General features: G+C 65.8%; 17 protein-coding genes. 8 read left to right on the top strand and 9 right to left on the bottom strand.

All coding sequences use genetic code 11. The features are described 5' to 3' along the window. Positions 1-54: 54 nt before the first annotated feature. Complete coding sequence (locus CKO35_RS13120; protein ID WP_200176599.1) at positions 55-816, bottom strand: LbtU family siderophore porin; 762 nt, start codon at positions 814-816, stop codon at positions 55-57. Between the two features lie 284 nt (positions 817-1,100). Between CKO35_RS13120 and cobF the strand changes: the two genes are divergently transcribed. After that, positions 1,101-1,868: a precorrin-6A synthase (deacetylating) gene (gene cobF, locus CKO35_RS13125; RefSeq protein WP_200176600.1), complete on the top strand. Its 768-nt coding sequence runs from the start codon at positions 1,101-1,103 to the stop codon at positions 1,866-1,868. Here the strand turns inward: cobF and CKO35_RS13130 are convergent. After that, on the bottom strand, positions 1,865-2,899 hold the full coding sequence (locus tag CKO35_RS13130) for a GGDEF domain-containing protein (protein WP_200176601.1): 1,035 nt from the start codon (positions 2,897-2,899) through the stop codon (positions 1,865-1,867). The genes cobF and CKO35_RS13130 overlap by 4 nt on opposite strands. A 134-nt stretch (positions 2,900-3,033) precedes the next feature. Here CKO35_RS13130 and CKO35_RS13135 point away from each other — a divergent pair, with 134 nt between their 5' ends. Further along, a complete protein-coding gene (locus CKO35_RS13135) occupies positions 3,034-3,462 on the top strand; it encodes a cobalamin biosynthesis protein (RefSeq protein WP_200176602.1) in 429 nt (142 codons plus the stop codon). Here CKO35_RS13135 and CKO35_RS13140 read toward each other — a convergent pair. Beyond that, positions 3,430-5,358, bottom strand: coding sequence for a methyl-accepting chemotaxis protein (locus tag CKO35_RS13140; protein WP_200176603.1), 1,929 nt, complete (start codon positions 5,356-5,358; stop codon positions 3,430-3,432). The genes CKO35_RS13135 and CKO35_RS13140 overlap by 33 nt on opposite strands. Positions 5,359-5,543: 185 nt before the next feature. On the opposite strand from CKO35_RS13140, the gene CKO35_RS13145 reads away from it, so the two are divergent. The 5 genes from CKO35_RS13145 (at position 5,544) to CKO35_RS13165 (ending at position 12,276) form a co-directional block, all read left to right on the top strand. Continuing rightward, a complete protein-coding gene (locus CKO35_RS13145) occupies positions 5,544-5,897 on the top strand; it encodes a hypothetical protein (RefSeq protein WP_200176604.1) in 354 nt (117 codons plus the stop codon). 154 nt (positions 5,898-6,051) lie between these two features. Then, on the top strand, positions 6,052-7,305 hold the full coding sequence (locus CKO35_RS13150) for a TolC family protein (protein ID WP_200176605.1): 1,254 nt from the start codon (positions 6,052-6,054) through the stop codon (positions 7,303-7,305). Next, positions 7,302-8,762, top strand: a complete 1,461-nt coding sequence (locus tag CKO35_RS13155; RefSeq protein ID WP_200176606.1) for an efflux RND transporter periplasmic adaptor subunit — start codon at positions 7,302-7,304, stop codon at positions 8,760-8,762. Before CKO35_RS13150 ends, CKO35_RS13155 begins: the two co-directional genes overlap by 4 nt. Next, complete coding sequence (locus tag CKO35_RS13160) at positions 8,759-11,896, top strand: efflux RND transporter permease subunit (RefSeq protein WP_200176607.1); 3,138 nt, start codon at positions 8,759-8,761, stop codon at positions 11,894-11,896. Before CKO35_RS13155 ends, CKO35_RS13160 begins: the two co-directional genes overlap by 4 nt. Positions 11,897-11,928: 32 nt before the next feature. After that, positions 11,929-12,276, top strand: a complete 348-nt coding sequence (locus tag CKO35_RS13165; RefSeq protein WP_200176608.1) for a copper-binding protein — start codon at positions 11,929-11,931, stop codon at positions 12,274-12,276. 12 nt (positions 12,277-12,288) lie between these two features. On the opposite strand, the gene CKO35_RS13170 is transcribed toward CKO35_RS13165, so the two are convergent. The 5 genes from CKO35_RS13170 to CKO35_RS13190 all read right to left on the bottom strand — a co-directional run bounded on the left by CKO35_RS13170 (position 12,289) and on the right by CKO35_RS13190 (position 21,981). Further along, positions 12,289-13,722 (bottom strand): efflux transporter outer membrane subunit, encoded by a 1,434-nt coding sequence (locus tag CKO35_RS13170; protein ID WP_200176609.1) that lies wholly within the window; start codon positions 13,720-13,722, stop codon positions 12,289-12,291. Positions 13,723-13,727: 5 nt separating this feature from the next. Beyond that, positions 13,728-15,662, bottom strand: a complete 1,935-nt coding sequence (locus CKO35_RS13175; RefSeq protein ID WP_200176610.1) for a MacB family efflux pump subunit — start codon at positions 15,660-15,662, stop codon at positions 13,728-13,730. Continuing rightward, positions 15,662-16,984: an efflux RND transporter periplasmic adaptor subunit gene (locus CKO35_RS13180; RefSeq protein WP_200176611.1), complete on the bottom strand. Its 1,323-nt coding sequence runs from the start codon at positions 16,982-16,984 to the stop codon at positions 15,662-15,664. Before CKO35_RS13180 ends, CKO35_RS13175 begins: the two co-directional genes overlap by 1 nt. 60 nt (positions 16,985-17,044) lie before the next feature. After that, on the bottom strand, positions 17,045-19,531 hold the full coding sequence (locus CKO35_RS13185; protein WP_200176612.1) for a PepSY domain-containing protein: 2,487 nt from the start codon (positions 19,529-19,531) through the stop codon (positions 17,045-17,047). 194 nt (positions 19,532-19,725) lie between these two features. Then, a complete protein-coding gene (locus CKO35_RS13190; protein WP_200176613.1) occupies positions 19,726-21,981 on the bottom strand; it encodes a TonB-dependent receptor domain-containing protein in 2,256 nt (751 codons plus the stop codon). Positions 21,982-22,260: 279 nt separating this feature from the next. Between CKO35_RS13190 and CKO35_RS13195 the strand changes: the two genes are divergently transcribed. Then, on the top strand, positions 22,261-22,962 hold the full coding sequence (locus CKO35_RS13195) for a response regulator (RefSeq protein ID WP_200176614.1): 702 nt from the start codon (positions 22,261-22,263) through the stop codon (positions 22,960-22,962). A gap of 52 nt (positions 22,963-23,014) precedes the next feature. On the opposite strand, the gene CKO35_RS13200 is transcribed toward CKO35_RS13195, so the two are convergent. Further along, entirely contained in the window at positions 23,015-23,680 is a 666-nt protein-coding gene (locus CKO35_RS13200; RefSeq protein WP_200176615.1) for a hypothetical protein, read from the bottom strand. Positions 23,681-23,682 lie beyond the last annotated feature (2 nt).

A 23,682-nucleotide genomic window follows, 5' to 3' on the forward strand; every position in this document is an offset into this window, starting at 1 on the left:
AGTACATCGAGATGGAGTACAACAGCGACCGGCTCCACTCGTCCCTGGGGTACATCACCCCTCAGCAACATTTTTTAGCGGTTGCTGCTTAATCCGTGTCCGCTGCGACTTGACCAGAACACCATGGACGGCGGTAGCATAGGCGTTGTAACCGCCCACACGCTTGCCTTCGACCACCTCGTCCACTTCCTGCAGGGTGTCGGAATCCCCGAGGGCGCTGGTGTAGGCCACGCCGAGATCCATTTCCACGGGACCGGCATCGAATGCCATCCCCAGGTTCACGCCCACGCCGGTCAGGTTGTCCCGGGTGTCGCCGCTGAACACCCAGGCGGCCCCGTAGAACTGATCGCCCTCCCAGCCCAGCAGGGCGGCGGTCTCGCGGGTTTCAGCCAGATCCAGGGCCAACGGGTCGGAAACCAGGGCGGTTTCGAATCGGCCGAAGGGCACATATTGGCGCCCGACTTCCAGGTAAGCGCCCGGCATGGCCGGCAGCCCCAGGGAGATCACAGCCTCGTCCACCTCCACCTCGGAGTCTTCGCCGTCATCTTCGTATAGCAGCAGCACGCGGGCGGACAGAAGCTCATTGAAGCGGGCCTCCAGGCCCAGTTCCACGGTCGCCAGATTCAGATCACTCCCGGAACCGCCTTCGTAGTCCTCGGCCCAGCCTGCCTCGATCTCCAGCAGACCGGACCAGGTCAACTCCGGCATCTGCGCCTGGGCGCCTGTCACGGTCATGGCCAAGGCACCCCCCAGTGCCAACGCCACACCGCGGGCCAGCCTGTTTTGTCCATGCCGTTTGATGATTTCACCCTTCATGAAATTTCCCCCATTTCAAGACTGAATGTCGCCACAAAATGAACGCGGTTGTTTACGGAAGTTAAAGCCGTCATTCCCGCGAAAGCGGGAATCCAGCAGCGGACTTTCACCAATTTGAAAACATGATCGCACCGGAGTGTAGCAATAAAAAATGCAAACTTGAACGATAATCCATCTTATTAGCGCTATATTGCTGGGCGTTAACTCGTTATGCCTGAATCGTCGACAACCGGCCCGGGCCAAGTTCCTGCTACACTGCCCTCCCCCACCAAACCATCACGCCCATGAGAGAATTCCTGCTGATCGGCATCGGTGCCGGTGATCCGGATTACCTGACCCTGCAGGCCATCAAGGCCATCAACCGCGTGGATGTCTTCTTTGTCCTGGACAAACGGGCCGAAACAGCGGAACTGACCCGTTTTCGCCGACAGGTCTGCGAGCAGTTCGCCACCGACCGCCCATGGCGTTTCGTCACCCTGCAGGATCCGGTACGGGATCAGAGCCAGGGGAGGTACACCTCGGTGGTGGAGGATTGGCACGATGCCAGGGCACGCCTGCTGGAACAGGCCATCGGAACCGAACTGGAAGAAGGCCAGTGCGGCGCCCTGCTGCTGTGGGGCGATCCCGCCCTTTATGACAGCGCCATGCGGCTCATGGAGATCATTCAGGCACGGGGCAATCTGGCACTGGACTACCGGGTCATCCCCGGCATCACCAGCGTGCAGGCACTGGCGGCAGGCCACCGCATCCCCCTCAATCGCATCGGTGAGCCGGTACATGTCACCACGGGCCGGCAACTCGCCAAGGGCTTCCCCGAAGACCTGGACGCGGTCCTGGTGATGCTCGACGGGGATCTGAGCTACCGAAAAGTGATGGAGGAGGACATGGAGATCTTCTGGGGGGCCTATCTGGGGACCGAGGACGAGATCCTGATCTCCGGTCCAGCCAAAGACGTCACGCCGCGGATCGAACAGGCGCGCCTGACGGGCAGGACCGCCAAGGGCTGGATCATGGATACCTACCTGCTGCGTCGCCCCCGACGATCGGATTAGGAGCCCAAGGCCACCACCCGGTTGCGCCCGGCGTGCTTGGCCTGGTAGAGAGCCCTGTCCGCCCGGGCGAACAGGGTTTCCACCGTATCGCTATCCGATGCCGGCGAAATCCCCACGGAGATGGTGAAACCTTCCACCACCGTATCGTCCTGGCGGTTCACCAGCCTGAGGCGTTCCACCATTTCCCGTGCCTGCTCGGCAAGGGCCACGGCATCCTGTACGGAATGCCCCGACAGCAGGGCAACAAACTCTTCGCCCCCAAAACGCACCAATACCGCATCCGGTGGCAGGACACGTCGCAAGGAGGCGGCCACCTTGCGAATGACCACGTCACCGACCGCATGACCATAACGGTCATTGATGGATTTAAAATGATCGATATCCATCACCAGCATGACATTGCAGATCTCATCCGAAACCTTCAGGACACGGGCCATCTCCGTTTCCATGCCGCGACGATTGAGCAACCCCGTCAGGGGATCGGTAATGGAGGCCTTCCGATGCTTTTCCAGTTCAAGACGCAGATGCCGGGCCTCCTGCTCCGCCTCTTCAAGGTTCCTTTGCAGCGCCAGGTTGTCGGAGCTGGCCGTGACCACCGCAGCTGCCAGACATTGGGCAATGGCCTTGAGGCCTTCAGAACTTTCCGCCTGATCCAGGGCCTGAAGATTGTCCGTCAGACATGCCTGGAATCCCGCCGTAGTGCGTTCGGCATTCCTGAGCAGGCTGATGATCCCGCTCAGCAGCGCCTCCAGATCATCTCCCATATCGTTGAAACGGGACAGGCTCTCACCGGCCACATAGCGCTCGAACAGATCATGCAGGACGAAGGAATCCAGCTTCCTGCCCGCACTGAGCCGCTCACTGACCGCCTGCACCAGCGCTTCATTGGCCGCCTGAAGATAATCGTGAAAGATCCAGTAATGAATGGGGGATGGCGCCAGAGCATGCCCCTCCAGCAACCGGAGAATGCGATACCCGAAATCGGCCTGCAGATCCGGGCGGGAATCAACACGGGATTTTCCTGAAGTCATGGACTGGGTCGATTCCTCTGCACCGTCGGGATACGGCATCAAGACAGCGGTCTGCTAAAGTAGCCCCTCCGGTCTTGCATAACAAGGTCATGGGCACGGCATCCCGTGCTCCGCATCAACCAGGATCATCATTGATGGGCAAAGTGTATGTGGGCGTGGGCTGCACCCCGGGCCTCCACCCCGATGTCATGATGGCCGCGGTACTCCGGGCGCTGCACAAGGTGGGTCTTGCGCCGGATGCGGTCGGCGGCCTGGCCACCATCGAGCATCGCCGGGACGAGCCGGCCATCCTCCTCCTGGCACGGCACCATGGCTGGCGCATTCAGGTGTTTTCCGCCGACGCCCTGGCCCGGGTGCCCGTCCCCAACCCCTCCGAACGGGTCAGACAGATGACGGGAACACCGGCCGTCGCCGAGGCGGCCGCCCTGCTGGCGGCCGGGACACGGGACCCGAAGCACCTGCTGCTGGAAAAACTGGTACATCGTGACGGTGAGCGCAAGGCCGCCACGGTTTCCATCGCCCGTCAGCCATCACATGCGAAAGCGCAGCACCAGCCCCTGTAACTGATCCGCCAGACTGGAAAGGTCTTCCGCGGCTCGGGACGTCTCATCCATGCAGTGCCGGGTTTGTTCAGAGACCGCATGGATCTGCTGCATGCCGCCATTGATGGCCCGGGCCGTGGCGCTCTGCTCCTCGGCGGCGCTGGCGATCTGCCGGATCACGTCGCTGATATGGGTCACGGAGGCGGTGATCCGGTCCAGGGAATCCCCCGCACGAACCGCCTCATCCACGCTCCGCACTGCCTGTTCACGGCTGGCCACCATCACCTGGGCGGCATTCCTGGCACTGTTCTGCAACCGATGAATCATGCCCTGAATGTCGGTCGTTGATTTCTCCGTACGCCCCGCCAGCGTCCTGACCTCGGCGGCCACCACGGCAAACCCTCGCCCCTGATCCCCCGCCCGGGCCGCCTCGATGGCCGCATTCAGGGCCAGCAGATTGGTCTGCTCCGCCACGTCGCGGATCACCTCCAGCACAGTGCCGATGCGCTCGGCATCCTCCCGAAGGGACTCCATGGCCTGGGCCGAATCAGTGACGTTTTCCGCCAGTGATTCGATGTTGGCCATGCTGCGCCCCACTTCCGTCTTGCCGGCCTGCACCTGGTCCAGGGTGTCCTGGGCCAGGTGGGCGGCCGACTGGGTATTCCTGGCCACCTCGTCCACGGTTGCCACCATCTGGTTCATGGCCACCACCGCGCCATCCACCTGTTCCGTCTGTCGTCTCAATCCTTCGTCCGTATCCACGTTCACCCGGGAAAGGCGTGAGGCGGCGGAAGTCAGTCGCCGGGAGACATCGACGATCTCACCCACCATTTCCCGGAGCCGGGCCTGCATGGCGCCGATACCGGCCGCAAGGCTGGACGAACCGCCCGTCCGCCCCCTGACCGGTACACTCAGATCCCCCCCGGCCACCCGCCGTACCGCCCCGGCCACATCAGCAGGCTCGCCGCCGATGATGGCATTGATGGTACGCACCACCAGAAGGGTCAACGCCATGGACACGACTATCATCAGACCGGCGATGACGACCAGGCGAACCAGCATGGCGTGCATCTCGGCAAGGGCGGGACCTGCCTCCCGCTCCAGGATCAGGCCCCAGCCCAGCAACGGTATATGGGTGTAACTGCCGATCACATCCGTCCCCAACCCATTGGGATAGCGACCCACACCACTTCTGCTCTCCCGGATGGCCCGGGCCGCCTCGGTATCCAGGGGCGCGTCGGCATCCCGAACGGAACGTACCGGGGTCACCGGTCGACCATCGGCGCCGTCCACGAGAAATATCTCCCCATCCGTGTCCGAGGACAGCGCCCGCACCCGCTCAAACACGCTCTGCAGCCGCACCGCGCCGCGCACCACCCCCACCACCTGACCATCCCGACGAATGGGGACTGCCACGGGGCTGACGTGATAACCGGTGAAACGGGAATGCACCGGCTTGCCGATCACCTCCGTCCCGGCCACCACCTGGATGAACCAGGGGCGGTTGTCCAGACGGAAACCGGCCACCTGTTCCGCCGACAACGCCCGGACCTGGCCGTCATGGGATACCCCGGCAATGCCATGCCCCCTGGGATCCACCACCATGATGGTGTCGTAGTAGCCGTTGGCCGCCATGGCCAGCAGCAGCGGGGTGAGGCCGACCGGATCCATGTTCACGGCCTCTTCCAGACTGGCCAGATAACGCATCTCGTCCTGACGCACATGAAGCCAGTCCATGAAGGACTGGGTGTTCATGGCCGCGGTGGACTGGAGCTGTTGCAGTGTCCCCTGAACCTGGGCCTCCCGGTACTGCATGAAGACCATCCCGGTCACCACCAGGATGCTGGTCAGGACCAGTGTTCCCATCAGCATGGTCAGCCCTACGGCAAGACCGGTCCGTTCCAGCAAAACTCTCATAAAGACACTCCTATGGAGCAGGGTGTTATGCCACTTCAAATCATTACGCGGGAATAATACTGGATATCGGTTTTAAGGCGAGGAATCAGCGATACACGTCCACCCATCGCCCCGCCGGAGCGATCATCAGAGCCGGTCGGGCCAAGGTGCTTGCCCGCCCCCGGTGGATATGCCAGCATCTTCCCATGCTGCGCGTCCGTGCCATCGTCCTGCTGGTAATCGCATCCCTTCTGGCGATGCCGATGCACCATGTGCTGGCGGCCTCGCCTGCCGCCAAGGGCGATGCCTGGATGCACCAGGGTCATCATCAGGATCACGTCCCCGCTGCCGCCACGGGCCATTGCGGTGAAACCGGGGACGAGCAGGCCGAAACCAGCCAGGATCAGTGTGCCTTCTGTGCCGCCTGCGCCCTGGCAATGACCCAGGAGCCACCCGTCGAACAGCGCGCCTGCCAGCCCGCCCCGGTCGGCATCATTCATGGCCTGCACTCCCGGGTTCCCCAGCTGGAACACCGACCTCCCAAACCCCACCTCGCCTGACCCCCGGGCGGCCACGGGCCGCCGGATACCGGTCGTCCCTCCAGCCTTCGTCACAGGCCGCCGGCCCATGCGGGCGCCGCCCCGTGCCTGAAGGCCACCGGGTCGACCCGATGCAACGGGGTCGCTCACGACCCCACGGCGAGGACATCGATTCATGCCATCCCAGAGTCCCGGCAGGCTGCCCGGCCTGCTGCTGCTTCTGTTGCCGGGGGCGCTCCCGGCAGCCCCTCCACTTTTGCCCCTGGGCCCGGCAGAGGCCGAAACCCTGGCCCTGGACCAGGACCCCCTGACCGCCCGTTATCGGGAGCAAGCGACGGCGCGGGAGGAGTCCGCCATCAGCGCCGGTGCCCTGCCGGATCCCATGCTGATCATCGAATGGATGGATCTCCCCGCGGAGCGCCCGCGACTGGAAGGCGATGACATGACCCAGTTCCGGCTGGGCCTGCGCCAGACCTTCCCCCGGGGAGACAGCCGGGCGCTGCGCAGTGAACAGGAACGGCTGCGCGCCATGGTCTTCCACGCCCGGGCTGAGGCGGCCATGCGGGAAACCCGCGCCCAAGTCCGCCAGGCCTATGTGGAACTGCATTACCAGCGCCGGCTCCTGAGTCTGCTGGAGGCCAGCCGGGATCAGCTGCGCGAACTGCTGGAAGTCACCGAACGGGAGTTTGCCGCCGGACGGGGGACACACCAGACGCTCCTGCAGACCGAACTGGCACTGGAAAACCTGGCAGACCGCCTTGACGCCACTCAGGCCGAGGCCGCCGGGGCACAGGCCCGCCTGACCCGATGGATCGGCGCGGAGGCCGCCCGCCGCCCACTCCCGGACAATCTGCCCGAACTGCCGACCCCGAACCTGGCCGACGACATCGATCAACACCCCCTGCTGCGCGCCCAGGACCTGATGGTCTCCGAACAGCAGCGGGGGGTGACCCTGGCCAGACAGGGGTACCGGCCGGAATGGTCCGTGGAACTCACCTACGGCACACCGACCCGCTCAGACATGAACGACGCGGATCGGCTCTCGGCCATGGTGATGCTCGATCTGCCCCTGTTCACCCGCAATCGCCAGGACCGGGATGTGGCCGCCAGCCTGCGGGAGGCGGCGGCCGCCGGGCACGACCGGGAAGCCCAACACCGTGAACTGCGGCAGTCACTCACCCGCGATCATGCCGCCTGGCAGCAACTGCTTGAACGGGAACAACGCCACCGGCAACGCCTGCTGCCCCTGGCCGAGGCGTCCATTCGAGCCGCCGAAGAAGCCTACGCTGCCGGCACCGGGGACCTGCCCGGCCTGGTGCGCGCCCGCATCAACCACCTGGCGTTGCAGATCACCACCGCCGACGTCACCCGGGACCGGTGGATCGCCCAGGCCCGTCTGCTGTCCCTGCTGGGGGAGGACCCGTCATGAAAATCATGCCCCTGCTGCTGAGCCTGTCCCTGGGCATCACCCTGGGTGCCGGCGCCATCCTCTGGCACCATGGAGAGACCGCCTCCCGGGCCGAAGACGGTGGCGGCCGGACCGTGCTCTACTACCGCCACCCGCACAACCCTGCCATTCGTTCGGACGAACCCCGCAAGGACGAGATGGGCATGGACTTCATTCCCATCTACGCCGGAGACACGGACCCTGCAGATGAGGGCGGCGTACGCATCAGCCCTCGGGTGATACAAAACATGGGGGTGCGCACCGCCGCCGCAGAACGGGGCGAACTGACTCGGGAGATCCGCACCGTCGGCTTCGTGACCGAGGATGAAGCCGGTCTGGCCCACGTCCACCTGCGCACCGAGGGCTGGATCGAGGATCTGCGGGTGCGCACCACCGGCGAGGCGGTGCGGGCCGGTCAGATACTGTTCCGGATCTATTCCCCCCTGCTGGTGAACGCCCAGGAAGAACTGCTGCAGATCCTGCGCCGGGGCGGCCCGGCGGAACCGGCCCGGGAACGGCTGCGGGCCCTGGGGCTGAGCCGGGACACCATCCGTGAGGTGGAATCCCGGGGACAGGCATTGACACGGGTGCCGGTCACGGCCCCACGGGACGGCATCGTCACCGCCCTGAATGTCGCCGAAGGGATGTTCGTCACCCCGGGCACCGAGGTGATGCGGATCAGCGACCTGTCCCGGGTCTGGGTCATGCTGGACCTGTTCGAACAACAGGCCGCGGCCGTCTCCCCGGGAAGCCATGTCACCCTGCGACTACCCGCCCATCCGGACGAGGTTCTGGAAGGCCGCCTGGACTACCTTTATCCCACCCTGACCCAGCCCACCCGCACGGTGCGCGCCCGCCTGGGACTGGATAATCCGGACGGCATCCTCAGGCCCGGCGCCTGGGTTGAGGCCCGTCTCGCGGCCATCCCCACCGGCGAGGTGGTCCATGTCCCGGTGGAGGCGGTGATCCGCACCGGCCACGAGAATCGCGTCGTGCTCGCCCTGGAAGAAGGCCGCTTTCAGGTCAGGCAAGTGGCGTTGGGGCGACGCGCCGGGGATCGGCTGGAGATCCTGGCGGGTATCGAAGCGGGGGACAAGGTGGTGGTCTCAGGCCAGTTCCTCATCGACTCGGAGGCCGCCGTGAGCGTGGCCCTGGCCCGCCTGGAGACGCCTGAAGACGGCGGCGACACCCACGACGACAGCGTCCCCGCCGAAGGCCGCATCAACCGGGTGGACCGGGAAGCGCGCCGGGTGAACCTGTACCACGAGCCCATTCCCGCCCTGGGCTGGCCCGCCATGACCATGGACTTCGAGGTGGCGGACGGGGTCAGTCTGGAAGGACTGTCCCCCGGCGATGCCGTGCATATTCGCATCCGGGAACGGGAGGAATACGTCTATGAACTGACCCACGTGGCCCCCCGTCCGGGAGATGCACCATGATCGACCGCATCATCCAGGCCTCCCTGGACAACCGCCTGCTGGTCCTGCTGCTGACGGCGATCTTCATCACCTGGGGCCTGTTCTCACTGCGGGACATGCCCCTGGACGCCATCCCGGATTTATCGGACGTGCAGGTGATCGTCCATACCGGCTATCCGGGCCAGGCCCCCCAGATCGTCGAGGACCAGGTGACCTACCCCCTGTCCACCGCCATGCTGGCGGTGCCCGGCGCCCGGGACGTGCGAGGGTTTTCCATGTTCGGGGATTCCTACGTCTACGTGATCTTCGAGGACGGCACCGATCCCTACTGGGCCCGGTCCCGGGTGCTGGAATACCTGAGCCAGGTCGCCCCGGATCTGCCGGACGGGGCCCGTCCGGCCCTGGGGCCGGACGCCACCGGGGTGGGCTGGGTCTACCAGTACGCCCTGGTGGATCGGAGCGGCACCCATGACCTGGCGGACCTGCGCAGCCTGCAGGACTGGTTCCTCAAATACGAACTGCAGTCGGTGCCCGGCGTGGCCGAGGTGGCCACCCTGGGGGGCATGGTCAAGCAGTACCAGGTGGTGCTGGACCCGAACCGGGCCCGGGCCTTCGACCTCACCCTGGAGCAGGTCCGCAGCGCCATCCAGGCGGGTAACCGGGAGGGGGGCGGCTCGGTGCTGCAGATGGCCGAGGCCGAATACATGGTGCGGACCCGGGGTTATCTCACCGGCGCGGCGGATCTGGCCCACATCCCCGTGGGCCGGACCGCCGACGGCACCCCGCTGCTGCTGGAGGACGTGGCCGAGATCCGCCTGGGTCCCGAGGCCCGGCGCGGCCTGGCGGACCTGGATGGAGAAGGTGAAGTGGTGGGGGCCCTGGTGGTGATGCGCCACGGCGAAAACGCCCTGGCCACCATCGAACGGGTGAAACAGCGCCTGGACGCCCTGCGCCCCAGCCTGCCGCCCGGTGTGGAGATCGTCGAGACCTATGACCGCTCCACCCTGATCCGGGAATCGGTACACAACCTGTCCAGCAAACTGTGGCAGGAGTTCCTGATCATCGCCGCCGTGTCTCTGGTGTTCCTGCTGCATCTGCGTTCGGCCCTGGTGGCTATCGTCAGCCTGCCCATCGGCATCCTGGCGGCCCTGATGATCATGCAACAGCAGGGCATCAACGCCAACATCATGTCCCTGGGGGGCATCGCCGTGACCATCGGCGCCATGGTGGACGCGGCCATCGTCATGGTGGAGAACCTGCACAAGCGCCTGGAGCGGGCCCATCCCGAGGAGGACCGCTGGGCCCTGGTGGCCGAGGCGGCCAAGGAGACCGGCCGCCCCCTGTTCTTCGCCCTGCTCATCATTACCGTGAGTTTCCTGCCCCTGTTCGTGCTGGAAGGGCAGGAGGGCCGCATGTTCAAGCCCCTGGCCTTCACCGGCACCTATGCCATGGCGGCCGCCGCCGGGCTGGGCATCACCCTGGTGCCGGTACTGATGGGCTACTTGGTACGGGGGCGCATCCGGCCCGAGGCCGGGCACCCCTTGAGCCGGCTGCTGATCGCCCTCTATCAACCCCTGCTGCGGTTGCTGCTGCGCCACCCCTGGGCCACCGTGGCGGCGGCCCTGCTGCTGGCCCTCACCATGTCGTGGCCCGGCACCCGGTTGGGCAGCGAGTTCATGCCCGAACTGGACGAGGGTGACCTGATGTATATGCCGTCCCTGAACCCCGGGGTCTCCCTGGACAAGGTGCGGGAGTTCCTGCAGCAGACCGACCGGCTGATCGCCTCGGTGCCCGAGGTGGAGCAGGTATTCGGCAAGGCGGGCCGGGCGGATACCGCCACCGACCCGGCCCCCATCGGCATGCTGGAGACGGTGATCCGTTTCAAGCCCCGGGATGAGTGGCGGGAAGGCATGACCAAGGCGGACATCATCCGGGAACTGGACGCGGCAGTGAAGTTTCCCGGCGTGGCCAACGTCTGGGTACCTCCCATCAAGACCCGCATCGACATGCTCTCCACCGGCATCCGCTCCCCGGTGGGGGTGAAGATCTCCGGTCCGGACCTGGCCGGGATCGAACGCCTCGGCCGGGAGATCGAGGCGGTACTCGCCCAGGTGCCCGGCACCGCCTCGGCCTTCGCCGACCGGGCCGCCACCGGCCGCTACGTGGAGGTGGAGATCCATCGGGAGCGGGCGGCGCGCCATGGGGTGAGCGTGGCCGAACTGCAGTCCCTGGTGCAGACGGCGGTGGGCGGCATGGGGGTCACCGAGACCGTGGAAGGCCGGGAACGCTACCCGGTGAACCTGCGCTATCCCCAGGACTGGCGGGACAGCCCCGAGGCCCTGGAGGCGCTGCCCGTGATCACCCCTGCCGGTGCCCACGTGCCCCTGGGCAGTCTGGCCACCATCCGCATCGTGGACGGCCCGGCCATGATCCGCACCGAAAACGCCCGTCTCAACGGCTGGGTGGTGGTGGACATCCGCGATCGGGATCTGGGTTCCTACGTGGCCGAGGCCCGCCGGCTGGTGGCCGAACAGGTGACGCTGCCCCCCGGCTATGCCATCGCCTGGTCTGGCCAGTACGAGCACATGGAACGGGCCCGGGAGCGCCTGGGTTACCTGATCCCGGTGACCCTGGTGCTGATCTTCCTGCTCCTGTACCTGTGCTTTCGCAGCGGCCCGGAGGCGCTGATGCTGATGGGGGCCCTGCCCTTCGCCGCGGTGGGGGGGATCTGGCTGGTGTACTGGCTGGGCCACGACCTGTCGGTGGCGGTGGCGGCGGGTTTCATCCTGCTGATGGGACTCGCGGCGGAGTTTGCGGTGGTGATGCTCATGTACATCCGCAATGCCGTGGCCCGGCAACGGCCCACCGACCGGCAGGCCCTGGAGGAGGCCATCATCGCCGGGGCGGTGATGCGGGTGCGCCCCAAGGCCATGACCTCGCTGACGGTGGTGCTGGGGCTCTCTCCCCTGCTCCTGGACAGCGGCCCCGGCTCCGAGGCCATGCAGCGCATCGCCGCCCCGGTGATCGGCGGCATGATCACCGCCCCCCTGGTCTCCTTGCTGCTGATCCCGGTGCTGTACTGGCTGTGGCAACGCGGGCCTCTGCCCGACAACCCCGCCCCGGCAAGGGGGCGGACCCATGACGTCCATCCATGAACCATTGCATGAAACCAAGAAGGAGTTCCATCATGTCCCACGCACGTCCCGTATCCACCCTCATCCTGACCTGTGCCCTGGGCCTGTCGGTCCCGGTGCTGTCGGCCGCCGACAACCACCACCATCATGGCCATACCGGCCACGCCGCCCTGACCGCCCAGGCGGAAGGGGTGCTGGAGGCCATCGACCGGGACGCGGGCACGGTCACCCTGAGCCACGGCCCCATCCCGGCCCTGCGCTGGCCACCCATGACCATGGACCTGCGTCTGCGGGATACCGTGCTGGCAGACGGCGTGGCGGCCGGTGATCGCATTCGCTTCACCCTGGAGCAGGTGGGGCCGACGGACTATGAAATCATCGAGCTGAAGGCCCTGGATTAACGGTACCGAGGCTCAGGTGGCCGGGCCGGGCATGTCGGAAGGCATGTCCGGCGCCGCCTCCCGCTGCCAGCCCCCGCCCAGGGCCTTGTACAGATCCACGGCGGCCACCAGGCGGGACAGACGCAGCTGGACCGCCTGCTCCTGGGCCTGGAACAGGGTGCGCTGGGCATCCAGCACGCTGGTGAAATCCCCCGCCCCTTCCCGGTAGCGCAACTCCGCCAGCCTCAGGCTGCGCTCGGCCTCCTGAATGGTGGCCTCCTGCACCCGTTCCTGTTCCCCATGACGGGCCACATCTCCCAGGGCGTCCTCCACTTCCTTGAGGGCGGTGAGCACGGTGCGGCGGTAGCTCTCCAGCCCCTCCCGGCGCCGGGACTCGGCAGTGCCCACCTGGGTCCGCAAACGGCCGCCGTCGAACACCACCTGGGCGAGGCTGGCCCCCAGGCTCAGGCTCTGGGTGGGATCGGCGAGGGAAAACAGCGCCGTACTGGCCAGACCACCGGAACCGGTGAGGCGGATGCTGGGCAGCAAAGCCGCCCGGGCGACCTGCAGGTTGGCGTCGTTGGCCAGTAGCTGCGCCTCCTCGGCAGCGATATCCGGGCGCCGGACCAGCAGTTCCGAGGGCAGCCCCGGTCCCACCTCGGGGACCGCCAGTCCCTGGATGGACTCGGGTTCCATCTCGAAACCCTGGGGTGCCCGACCACTGAGTACCGCCAGGGCCGCCAGGGCCTGCCGTGCCTGCACCTCCAGAGGCACCAGGGCTGCCTGCTGGCTGAGCACCGCGGTGCGCTGGCGGCTCACGTCCAGGGCCGTGGCCACCCCATGGCGATGACGGGATTCCACGATGTCCAGCAGGCGCTCGGCGGTTTCCAGGTTCCGGCGGCCGATACGCAGCCGCTCGTTCAGGGACAGCCACTGGAAATAGCCACTGGCCACCCCCGCCACCAGGCTCAGGCGCACGGCTTCCTGGTCATGGCGGGTGGCCTGTAGACCGGCCTGGGCGGCGTTCACGCCGGCACTCAGCCGACCCCACAGGTCCACCTCGTAACCCACCCCCAGGGACAGACTGCTGGAACGGCTGATGGCGGTATCGCCCCCATCCGTCCGCGTCTCGCGGAAGGTGCTGCCGCCGGACAGATCCACCGACGGGAACAGGGAGGCACCGGTGCTGCGCAGTTGCAGTTCCGCCTGCACCACCCGTTCCCGGGCAATGGCCAGGTCGGGACTGTATTCCAGGGCCTCCAGCACCAGGGATTCCAGCAACGGAGACTCAAAGGTCCGCCACCAGCCGGGCTGGACCTGGGCCGCCTCCGGGGCATCGCGGCCGTAGACCTCGGGCATGTCCAGAACCGGCCCCGTCAGCGGCGCCGTGCCGGCGCATCCGCCCAGAAACAGCCCGACCACCACCATCGCGCCCGCGGCAAAACGTTTATCGGTATTGACCGTCATGAAGTTCACTCCGAGGCCAGGGCCACCACCGGGTCCAGCCGGGCGGCCTTGCGGGCGGGCAGGTAACCGAACACCAGACCGGTGGCAAAGGCACAGCCGAAGGCCAGCGCCACCGGTGTCGGACTGTATTGGATGGGCGTGCCCAGATGTCCGATCAGGGCCGCCACACCCAGCCCGATCACCACCCCGATGGCCCCGCCCAGGGCGGAAACCGTCACCGCCTCGATCAGGAATTGCTGCTGGATGTTGCGCATGCGCGCCCCCGTGGCCATGCGGATGCCGATCTCCCGGGTCCGCTCGGTGACGCTCACCAACATGATGTTCATCACCCCGATCCCGCCCACCAGCAGGGAGATGGCGGCAATGGAGGCCAGCAAGAGAGTGAGGGTGTTCTGGGTTTCGCTGGCGCTGTCCAACAGAGAGGCCATGTTGCGGATCTGGAAGTCTTCCACTCCATGGCGCTGCAGCAGCAGGGCATGCACCGCCGCCTGGGTCTCGTCGATGCGGGAGACATCCTCCACCGCCACAGTCACGTTACGCAAGTTGCGCTGGCCGAACACCCGCAGGCTCCCGGTATGAAAGGGCATGAACACCACATCATCCTGATCCTGGCCCATGGGCGAGGCGCCCCGTGGCGACATCACGCCGATCACCTGGAACAGGATGTTATTGACCATCACGAACTGGCCCAAGGGGTCCTCCCCGGGAAACAGCGCCCGGGCCACGGTATCGCCCAGCACCGCCACGGTGGCATAGCTCTGCTCATCCATCTCGTCGAAGAAGACCCCGTGGGCCACCGGCCAGTTGCGGGCCGCGACGAAGCTGGCGGAGGTGGCCGTCACCGAGGTGGACTGATCCCTGCCGGCGTATCGCAAGGTCACGTTGCCCGTCAGTTCCGGCACCGCGGCAATGATGTTATCCAGCTCGTTGATGGCCACCACGTCCTCGTGGACCAGGGTGGTGATGCCGAAGCCGCGCATGTTCGGCGCCCAGGGGCGCACCAGCAGCAGGTTGGTGCCCATGGCGCTGATGCGGTCCACCACCACCTGCCTTGCCCCGTCGCCGATGGCCAGCATGGAAATCACCGAGGCCACGCCGATGACGATGCCCAGCAGGGTGAGGATGGAACGGAACAGGTTGGCACTCAGGGCCCTGAAGGCGGTACGGGTGGCCTCGAACACCTCTCCCGGAAGAGATTCGTGCCCATTGTCGGCGGGCTCTGGCAGTACCTCGGCCACCCGCCGTGTGCCGGTATCGGACAGCACCCTGCCATCACGCACCTCGATCACCCGGTCCGCATAGGCGGCCACTTCCGCCTCATGGGTGATGAGGATGATGGTATGGCCCTGGGCCGACAGGTCCTTGAGCAATGCCATCACTTCCTTGCCGCTGCGACTGTCCAGGGCCCCGGTGGGTTCGTCGGCAAGGATGATGCGGCCCCCGTTCATCAGCGCCCGGGCAATGGACACCCGCTGCTGCTGACCGCCGGACAACTGGGCGGGACAGTGCTCCAGACGCTCCCCCAGCCCCAGTCGGGTGAGCAGGGATTCGGCACGCTCATGGCGCGTCACGGGTGCCATGCCCGCATACAGGGCGGGCACCTCCACGTTCTCCCGTGCGGACAGCCCCTGGATCAGGTGGTAGCTCTGGAACACGAAGCCGAAGGCCTCCCGGCGCAGGGCCGCCAGATCATCCGGGCCCAGCCCGGAGACGTCCTCTCCCATGAAGTGGTAATGCCCCCCGGAAGGCCGGTCCAGGCAACCGATGATGTTCATGAGGGTGGACTTGCCGGAACCGGAGGCGCCGACGATGGCCACGAATTCCCCGGCCTGGATCTCCAGGTCGATGCCATGGAGTACCGGCACCTCCAGATCCCCGTTGACGAAGCAGCGGGTGACGCCGGAGAGCCGGATGAGCGGGTGCATGCCGGCGGTCGTCATCAGCGCAGCCCCGGCCCCATACCGGTGGGACCCAACCCGGGGATGCGGTCACTGCCGGCCTGACGGGTAGTCGTGGACGAGGCCGTGGGTGCGCGACCGGCCAGCACCACCGTCTCGTCCTCCTCAAGGCCGGACAGCACCTGGGCTTGCACCCGGTTGCTGACCCCGATCTCGACCACCCGTTCCTCAATGCGTCCATCGTCCTTGAGCACCGTGACCAGACCGCGACGCGCCCGGACGACGGGGGGTTCTTCGTTCCCGGACCCGGAACGGGCCTCCCGCATCTCCGGGGGGCTCTCGCGTCCTTCGGGACGCCCCGTGCGACCCGCGGCCGGACCGGTCAGGGTCAGCGCCGACATGGGCACCAGCAGGGTGTCCCGCGCCGCCGATTCGATGAAGAAGACCTGCGCCGTCATCTGGGTCATGAGGAAGTGGCGCGGATTGGGCACATTGAACAGGGCGTTGTAAAGCACCACGTTGTTGGTGACCGTCGGCGTGGGTTCGATGCGTTCCAGACTGCCGTGCCAGCGGCGATCCCCCCCGCCCAGGGTGGTGAAATAGACCGCCATGCCGGGCTGCAGGCGGGAGACATCCGCCTCCGAGACCTCGGTCTGCACGGTCATGGTGGACAGCTCCGCAATCCGCAGGATGATGGGGGCCTGCTGATTGGCATTGAGGGTCTGTCCCTGACGGGCAGTGACGGAGACCACCGTCCCGGCCATCGGCGCCAGGATCCGACTGTACTCCAGATTGGCCTCGTCGGCCCGCAGGCTGGATTCGGTCTGCTCGATCTGGGCCTGGAGCATCTCGATCTGGGCCTGGGCCGACTTCAGACCGGCCTCGGCGGTCTGCAGGGACTCCAGAGTGGTGGCGTCCTCCGCATACAGGTTGCGCTGCCGGGTGTGGGTGATTCGGGCCAGGGCCAGCTGGGCCTCCCGGTCCTGCAACTGGGCACGCTGGTAACGAAGCTGGGCGCGGCTGGCATCCACCCGGGCCAGATAGACCGTGGGATCGATCTCCGCCAGCAACTGCCCCTCCTCCACCTGGCTGCCCACCTCCACATGGATGGCCATCACCTGACCGGAGATCTGCGCCCCCACATCCACATAACTCCTGGGCTGCAGGGTGCCGGTGGCGGTCACCAGGTTCTCGATGTCACCCCGGCTGACCTTGGCGGTCAGCCGGGTGGTTTCCTCATCCTTGCCACCGCCGAGCCAGCTCCAGGCGCCATAGGCCCCACCGGCCAGCAGGAGCAGAACCATCAGCAGGATGAAGGCACGGCGGCGCGGCCAACGCCGTTGGGAACGGTTGGGCGGATTCATGGGACGGTTCAGGCTCCGGATGGCGACGGGGTCATCGACTGGGGGGGAAGCATCCCCCCTTCAGTACACATCACGCCGATAGCGGGCATCCGTTGACAGGGTTTCGAACCTTTCTTCGCCCAGAATCTCCCGGAGGGCCTCATCCACCGCCGGCGCCATGGTCAGGGCACTGCCGCAAACCAGCACCACCGCCCCCTCGTCCACCCAGCGGATCACATCCCCGGCATGGGTCCGCAACTGATGCTGGACATACTCCCGCTGTTCCCCGTCCCGGGAAAAGGCCAGAGACAGGGCGACCAGCCCACCCTGGGCCTGCCAACTCCGGATCTCGTCCTCATAGTAGAAATCATGGGCACGCTGGCGCTCCCCGAAGACCAGCCAGTTGGCGTGATGACCGGCGGTGATCCGCTCCACCAGATGGGCACGCAGGGCGGCCAGACCGGTGCCGTTGCCGATCAGGATCAAGGGACGGGTCTCCTGGTCGAGACGGAAATTGCGGTTGGGGCGAAGGCGCAGGGACACCGACTGCCCCGGCTCCAGCGTGGCCGTGAGATAGCCCGAGCCCAGGCCCAGCCGGCCATCCTCGCCGTGGACCTGCCGCACCAGCAGGTTCAGACAGCCTTCGGCGGGCACGGAGGCGATGGAATACAGGCGAGTGACTTCATGCCCCCCGGTGACGGCGGCGGGGACATGCACCTCCACCAGATCGCCGGCCTGCCAGTGTGCATCCACACCCTCGTCCGGCCTGAAGGACAGGTGAAAGGTGGAACCACCCAGGGACCCCGGGTTGAGCACCCGTCGCTCCACCAGTGTCCAGGGGGCCGGCGGCGACATCTCGCCATTCAAATCCATTTCCGCGGCACCCAGGGAACGCAGCAATACCTGCCACTGGCCCAGGGCGGCAGGCTCGGTGCTGTCCACCTCCACCCGGGGTGCCACGGCGGTGGCGCCGCAGGATCGCAGCCATTCATCCAGGCTTCGACCGAAGGCGCAGAAGTGGCAGTAGCCCCGATCGCCCAGGGCCAGCAGGGCATATTCCATCGTGCTCAGATCCGGATGTTGCCGTTCCATGAGACGGGCAAAGGGACGGGCCGGATCGGGGGGCTCCCCTTCCCCGTAGGTGGAGGCGATGAACAGCACGCGCCCCATGTCCTTGAGGTCATTCGGGGTCAGCGTGCCCAGCGGATGGACTGCCACCGCAAGGCCGGCGGCCTGGAACGCCCCCGCCGTCTTCCAGGCCTGGGTCTCGGCATTGCCGGTCTGGCTGGCAAAGACCACATGGATGCACTCGCCCTCCCCGGACCCGCTCTCGCCCGCAGGCTTCAGCCCGGCCTGAAGCAGGGCCGACCGGGCCACCTGGGCCTTGCGTCGGCGATCGATATACAGCACCAGCCCCGTGATGGCGAACAGGGGCATGATCAAACTGGCCACCATCATGGCGATGCGGCCGGGCATGCCGAAGAACGAGCCGCTGTGCAGCGGCAGCATGCTGGACATGAGCTTTTCATTCAGGGGACGGTCCGCATAGCGGGCATGGTTTTGCACTTCGCCGGTGCCGGCCGCCAGGGTCAGGCGGTTCCAGGCCCGCTCATGGGCCGGCCGGGGGTCGAAATACATGAACTGATAGTCTCCCCCCGGCTGGGGCAGACGCAGGGTGGCGGTGGAATAGCCCAAAGGTGCCGCCTGCTCGAAGGCCTGCCAGATGGCGTTCACCTGTGCAAAACGGTCAGCCACCGGCTCCCGGGGCGAAGACGCCTCACGGCCCATGCGACCACGGGGAGCCTCTTCGCCGCTCCGGGCACCGCCGGCCCGGGCACCGGCGTTACCCTCCTGGGCGGGCTGCGGGGGACCCGGGCGCACCGGCATGGGGACACCACTGAGTTCATGCAGGCCGGCCCGGTACCAGTCATAGGACCAGTACAGCCCCGTCAGGGCTGCCAGCAGATAGAGGGGCAGCACCCAGGTACCCACCACCCCGTGCATGCTGGAGATGAACCCGCGCCCCGAGCGGCGAAAACTGAAGGTGAACCAGCCAGCCAGGGCCTTCCAGGACCGGGGCCAGCGCAGGTAGATGCCCGACAGCACCAGGATGATCAGCATGATGGTGGCCGCCCCGGTGATCTGCTTGCCCACATCCCCCATCAGCAGCCAGCGATGCAGGCGCTGCAGGGTGCGGAAGAAGGCCTGTCCCTTGAGTTCCGCGCCGATCAGTTCCCCGGTGTAGGGATTGAAATAATGATTGACCCCGCGGCGGGCCTGCGGCCCGTCACCGGCCACGTTCACGGTGACCGCATCCCGGGGATCGGAAGACAGGCTCAGGGAATTGATCTGCCGTTCCGGCAGGGCCTGCTGGGCCTGTCGCAGCAGGGCTTCCGGAGACAGGCGTTGTGTGTCCAGGGGCTCCACCCGCAGGACATCACTGTTGATGGCGCGGATGATCTCGCGCTCGAAGGTCAGCATTCCCCCGGTCACGCCGAGGATGATCAGCACGACTCCGACCGTGATGCCCATGAACCAGTGAAGCTGGAACCAGAGTTTGCGTAGCATGGAAGAATGCGCCTGTGCATGGAGAAGGAAAAGCGAAGAAAACACGGCTGAATACATGAGTCCCGTGGGCGCCGGCCTGCCGGCGAAGATCGCCGTCGAGTGTCCTCAGGCAAGGCCCTTCGCCGCCGGGGGCCGCTCCCACAGGGACGGCCCCCGGGGATTGACTCCCATCGGGGGCCGGCACCCGCTTTGGATCAGAAGTCGTAGGTGGCGGACAACCAAAGACTCCGACGGTCCAGATACACCCCGCTGGTGGCGGCGGCGGTCTGGGTGTACCGATAGGCGTGGTAGGTCTGACCGTCGTGGACATAGCTGTCCGATTTGCCGAAGTCCTTGTCCAGCAGGTTGTAGACGGTGCCGGTCAGGCGCACCCGGTCGGACATGCGATAGGTGGCGCCCAGGTTGAACACGGCGTAGCTGTCCAGCTTGTTACCCAGTTGCTGATACAGGGAAAGGTTCTGACCGGAGGTGGGCAGCCCGCCGCTAAAGCGCTCCCGGGATGAATAGAACTCCCCGTCCAGGCGGGTCGACAGCCGGTCGCTGACATCCCACAGCAGTCGGGTGGTCAGGACATGCTCCGGCGTGTTGGTCAGCAGCAGGCCCTTCTGGTCACCGGAACGGATCTCGGTGTCCGTGTAGGTATAGCCGCCACTGATCTCCCAGGCCGGGGCAAAGCGATAACGGGCACTCAGCTCCACACCCTGGGAGATGGCACGATCGATGTTCACCAACTGGGAGAAATCTTCCTGCTCGGTGAAGTTACCGATGCTCAGACAGCCCGGCGTCCCGGCATAGGGCTGGTTGCCGTTCCCATCCACATACTGGCAATTGAGAATCCCTTCCCCGCTGGCAATCCGGTCGGTGAAGCGGGTATGGAAGAGAGTGACATTCGCGGACAGGCCGGCCCGGTTGTCAAAGCCCGCGCCCAACTCATAGTTGGTGGTCTTTTCCGGCTTGAGATGGGGAGAACCGATGGTGATCGTCCGCCCCTGGTTGCCGAAGCCGGTAATGCCGTCATGGAGCTGGTTCAGGGTGGGGGTCTTGTACCCCCGACCAACGCCGCCCTTCAGGGTCCACTGATCATCGGTCTTCCAGACCAGGTAGGCGCGGGGGCTGAAGTGTCCGTCAAAGGCATCATGGTTTTCATAGCGGGCACCCAGGGTGAGGGCCAGATCATGCCTGAGCCACCACTCATCCTCGACGAAGACCGACCAGTTGCTCTGCTCAAGGGCCTCGTTGCCTGCCGCGCCGTCTTCCAGCTTTGAATCCACATACTGTCCACCCAGGGTCAGCATGTGGTCACCGGTGGGCATGACCCATTTTCCGTCCACCACCAGGTCACGGTTCTCCAGCAACCTGGGCTCGCCGCCCACGGCCTCATAGCCGTAGTCCGGCGCACTGCCCGCGGGCAGGGTGCGGCCAAGGGTTTCCGTGGTGATGCGGGTCACACTACCTTCCAGGGTGCCGGCCTCGAAATTGCCGCGATAACCCAGCACGGCCTGATCACGGTTGAAACGCAACTCATCCTCATAGCCCCAGACCGTGCCGGGCTGGGGGGCGCAGGTGTTGCGGTTGGTCCCATCCTGGGTGCCCAGACGGCAGTTTTCGTTGGAATAGGTCTGCCGGGCACGCTCCAGATCCAGCCAGACCTGCTGATCGTCCACGGGGGTCAGGGTCAGACGGCCGCCCAAGGAGTGGATCCGGGCCTCCGGCGGACGGGGATCACGCCCGGCGCTGTCCTCGATCAGCCGGTCCGAGGCATCCCGGTCGAACAGGCGTCCACGCACCTGCAGACCCAACCGGTCTTCCACCAGCGGTCCGGTGGTGAAAACGCTGATGCTGGAGCTGTTGCCGGCAGTGCGGTCTTCCTGGAAGGTGTTTTCCACCGTGACGCTGCCCCCCCACTGCCGGCTGACCGGGCGGGTGATGATGTTGATCACTCCGCCCATGGCATCCGATCCATACAAGGTGGACATGGGGCCACGGATCACCTCGATGCGCTCGATGGCCGACAGCGGCGGCAGGAAGCTGGTGGAGGTCTCGCCGAAGCCATTGGGGGTGACATTGCCGGAGGTGTTCTGGCGGCGGCCATCGATCAGGATCAGGGTGTATTCACTGGGCAGGCCGCGGATACCGATGTTCAGTCCGCCGGTCTTGCCGGTGCCCGCCCGCACATCCACCCCCGGCACATCCGCCAGGGCCTCGGCCAGGTTGGAAAAGCGTTTCTGCTCCAGATCCTCCCGGGTCACCACCGAGATGCTGGCGGGGGCATCCCGCAGCGCCTGCTCAAAACCCGCGGCACTGATGACGGTGATCTCGTCCAGCCTGAGGGTTTCCGAAGCCAGGACGGAACCGGCCATACCTCCCAGGGCCAGGGCCACGGCGGTCCGTAGCATCAGGGGACGAAGGGATGGAAATGAAGATACCGAAGGTCGGACGGGTGCAACCATGGTGTGATGACTCCTAAAGCGCTTGCTGAATGAACTGCTCTGGCAGGCTGCATGCACCGGCGTGAAAGACTTGCCCAGACCGGAACATGACTGGCTGGCTGACAGTAACAGGAGGAAAAACAAGGGTGCGAATGCTAATCGCTATCAATTAATATTATCAGCACAGGTCTCCCGGGCACCGATCCAGGCGACGCATCTTCACACAATCTCCATAATCCTCATGAACTTCCCGTCGACGGCATGTCAGCTACCCCAAACCCCCATTCTGGAATTCACCCCATGACCACCGCCCATGTACTGGTGGTGGAAGACGAACCCAAGATCGCGGCCCTGCTCTCGGATTACCTGCATCGGGACCACTACGCAGTCAGCCTGCTGGACAGCGGGCGGCCGGTCATGGACAGGGTTCGCGCCGATCCCCCCAACCTGATCCTGCTGGACATCATGCTGCCCGACATGGACGGGATGCGCCTGTGCCGGGAGATCCGGCAGATATCCGCCGTACCCATCATCATGCTCACCGCGAGGATCGAGGAAGCCGACCGGCTCAGGGGCTTTGAACTGGGTGCGGATGACTATGTGTGCAAACCGTTCAGTCCCCGGGAAGTCATGGCCCGGGTCCGGGCCCTGCTGCGCCGGGCGGGACAGGAGCCGATACCACCGTCGATGCATACCCAGGATGCCTTGGGACTGCATCTTGAACCCGCCTGTCACCGGGCCATGTTCAACGGCCTGGAACTCACCCTCACCCCCGTGGAATTTCGTCTGCTGCAACAGTTTCATGATCAGCCGAATACCGTCCTGAGCCGGGAAAACCTGCTCGACGGTCTCTACGATGACCACAGGGTGGTGACGGCACGCACGGTGGACAGCCACATCAAGAACCTGCGCAGGAAACTGCAGGCCGCCGTGCCGGGACACCGCCTGATCCAGGCGGTCTATGGTGTCGGCTACTGTTTCAAACCGCCGCAAACCGGTTGATGTCCAATGCCGTCCATGGCGGAGACATCAACCGGCCGGGATAAGGACGGCGTCAGTCCGCCTCGGACCAGCGGATACCCTCATCCACCGAGAAACTCAGCACCAGGTTATAGCGGGAGGCATCGAATTTGACGCCGGCCACTTCACCGCCCTCTTCCACCGCATGATTCACACCCACCAGATACTGGCCGGCCCAGGGGGTTTCCAGCTCGACGCGCCCATCCTCATCCGTGGCCAGGGACTTCTCCCAGCGGGGCGGTCCATAGGCGATGACGCGGGTGCGGGCCAGCGGCTCGCCACGGAACAACAGGGTGAAGCGGTTGCTGCCGGGCGCATCGGGCACCAGATCCAGCTCCAGCAGGGACTTCACCTCGCTGCGTCCGGCCCGGGCCATCAGGGTAGTACGTGTCACCGAAGTGGCCTGACGCATGGCGCGGGGCACAATGGGTTCCACCACCGCCAGATCCCCCTGGTGGGTGGTGTCAAGCCGGATATGGTCCGGACGACGCTCGGCGCTCACCTTCAGGCTGTCGGGCAGCACGATGGCGGCCTGGATGTTGTCCAGGCGACCGCCGGTCTCTTCGACGATACCCCGGTGCCAATAGCCGAAATAGACCTTTGCGGCACCGGTTGCCTCCCGCTCCACCCAGATGTAGTGGGCATGGGCCGGGGCCAGCAACATCAGGCCCAGTAACACACCAATAATGGAAAAACGCATGA

Origin of the sequence: Ectothiorhodospira shaposhnikovii, assembly GCF_016584105.1 — a bacterium.
Lineage (GTDB): Bacteria > Pseudomonadota > Gammaproteobacteria > Ectothiorhodospirales > Ectothiorhodospiraceae > Ectothiorhodospira > Ectothiorhodospira shaposhnikovii.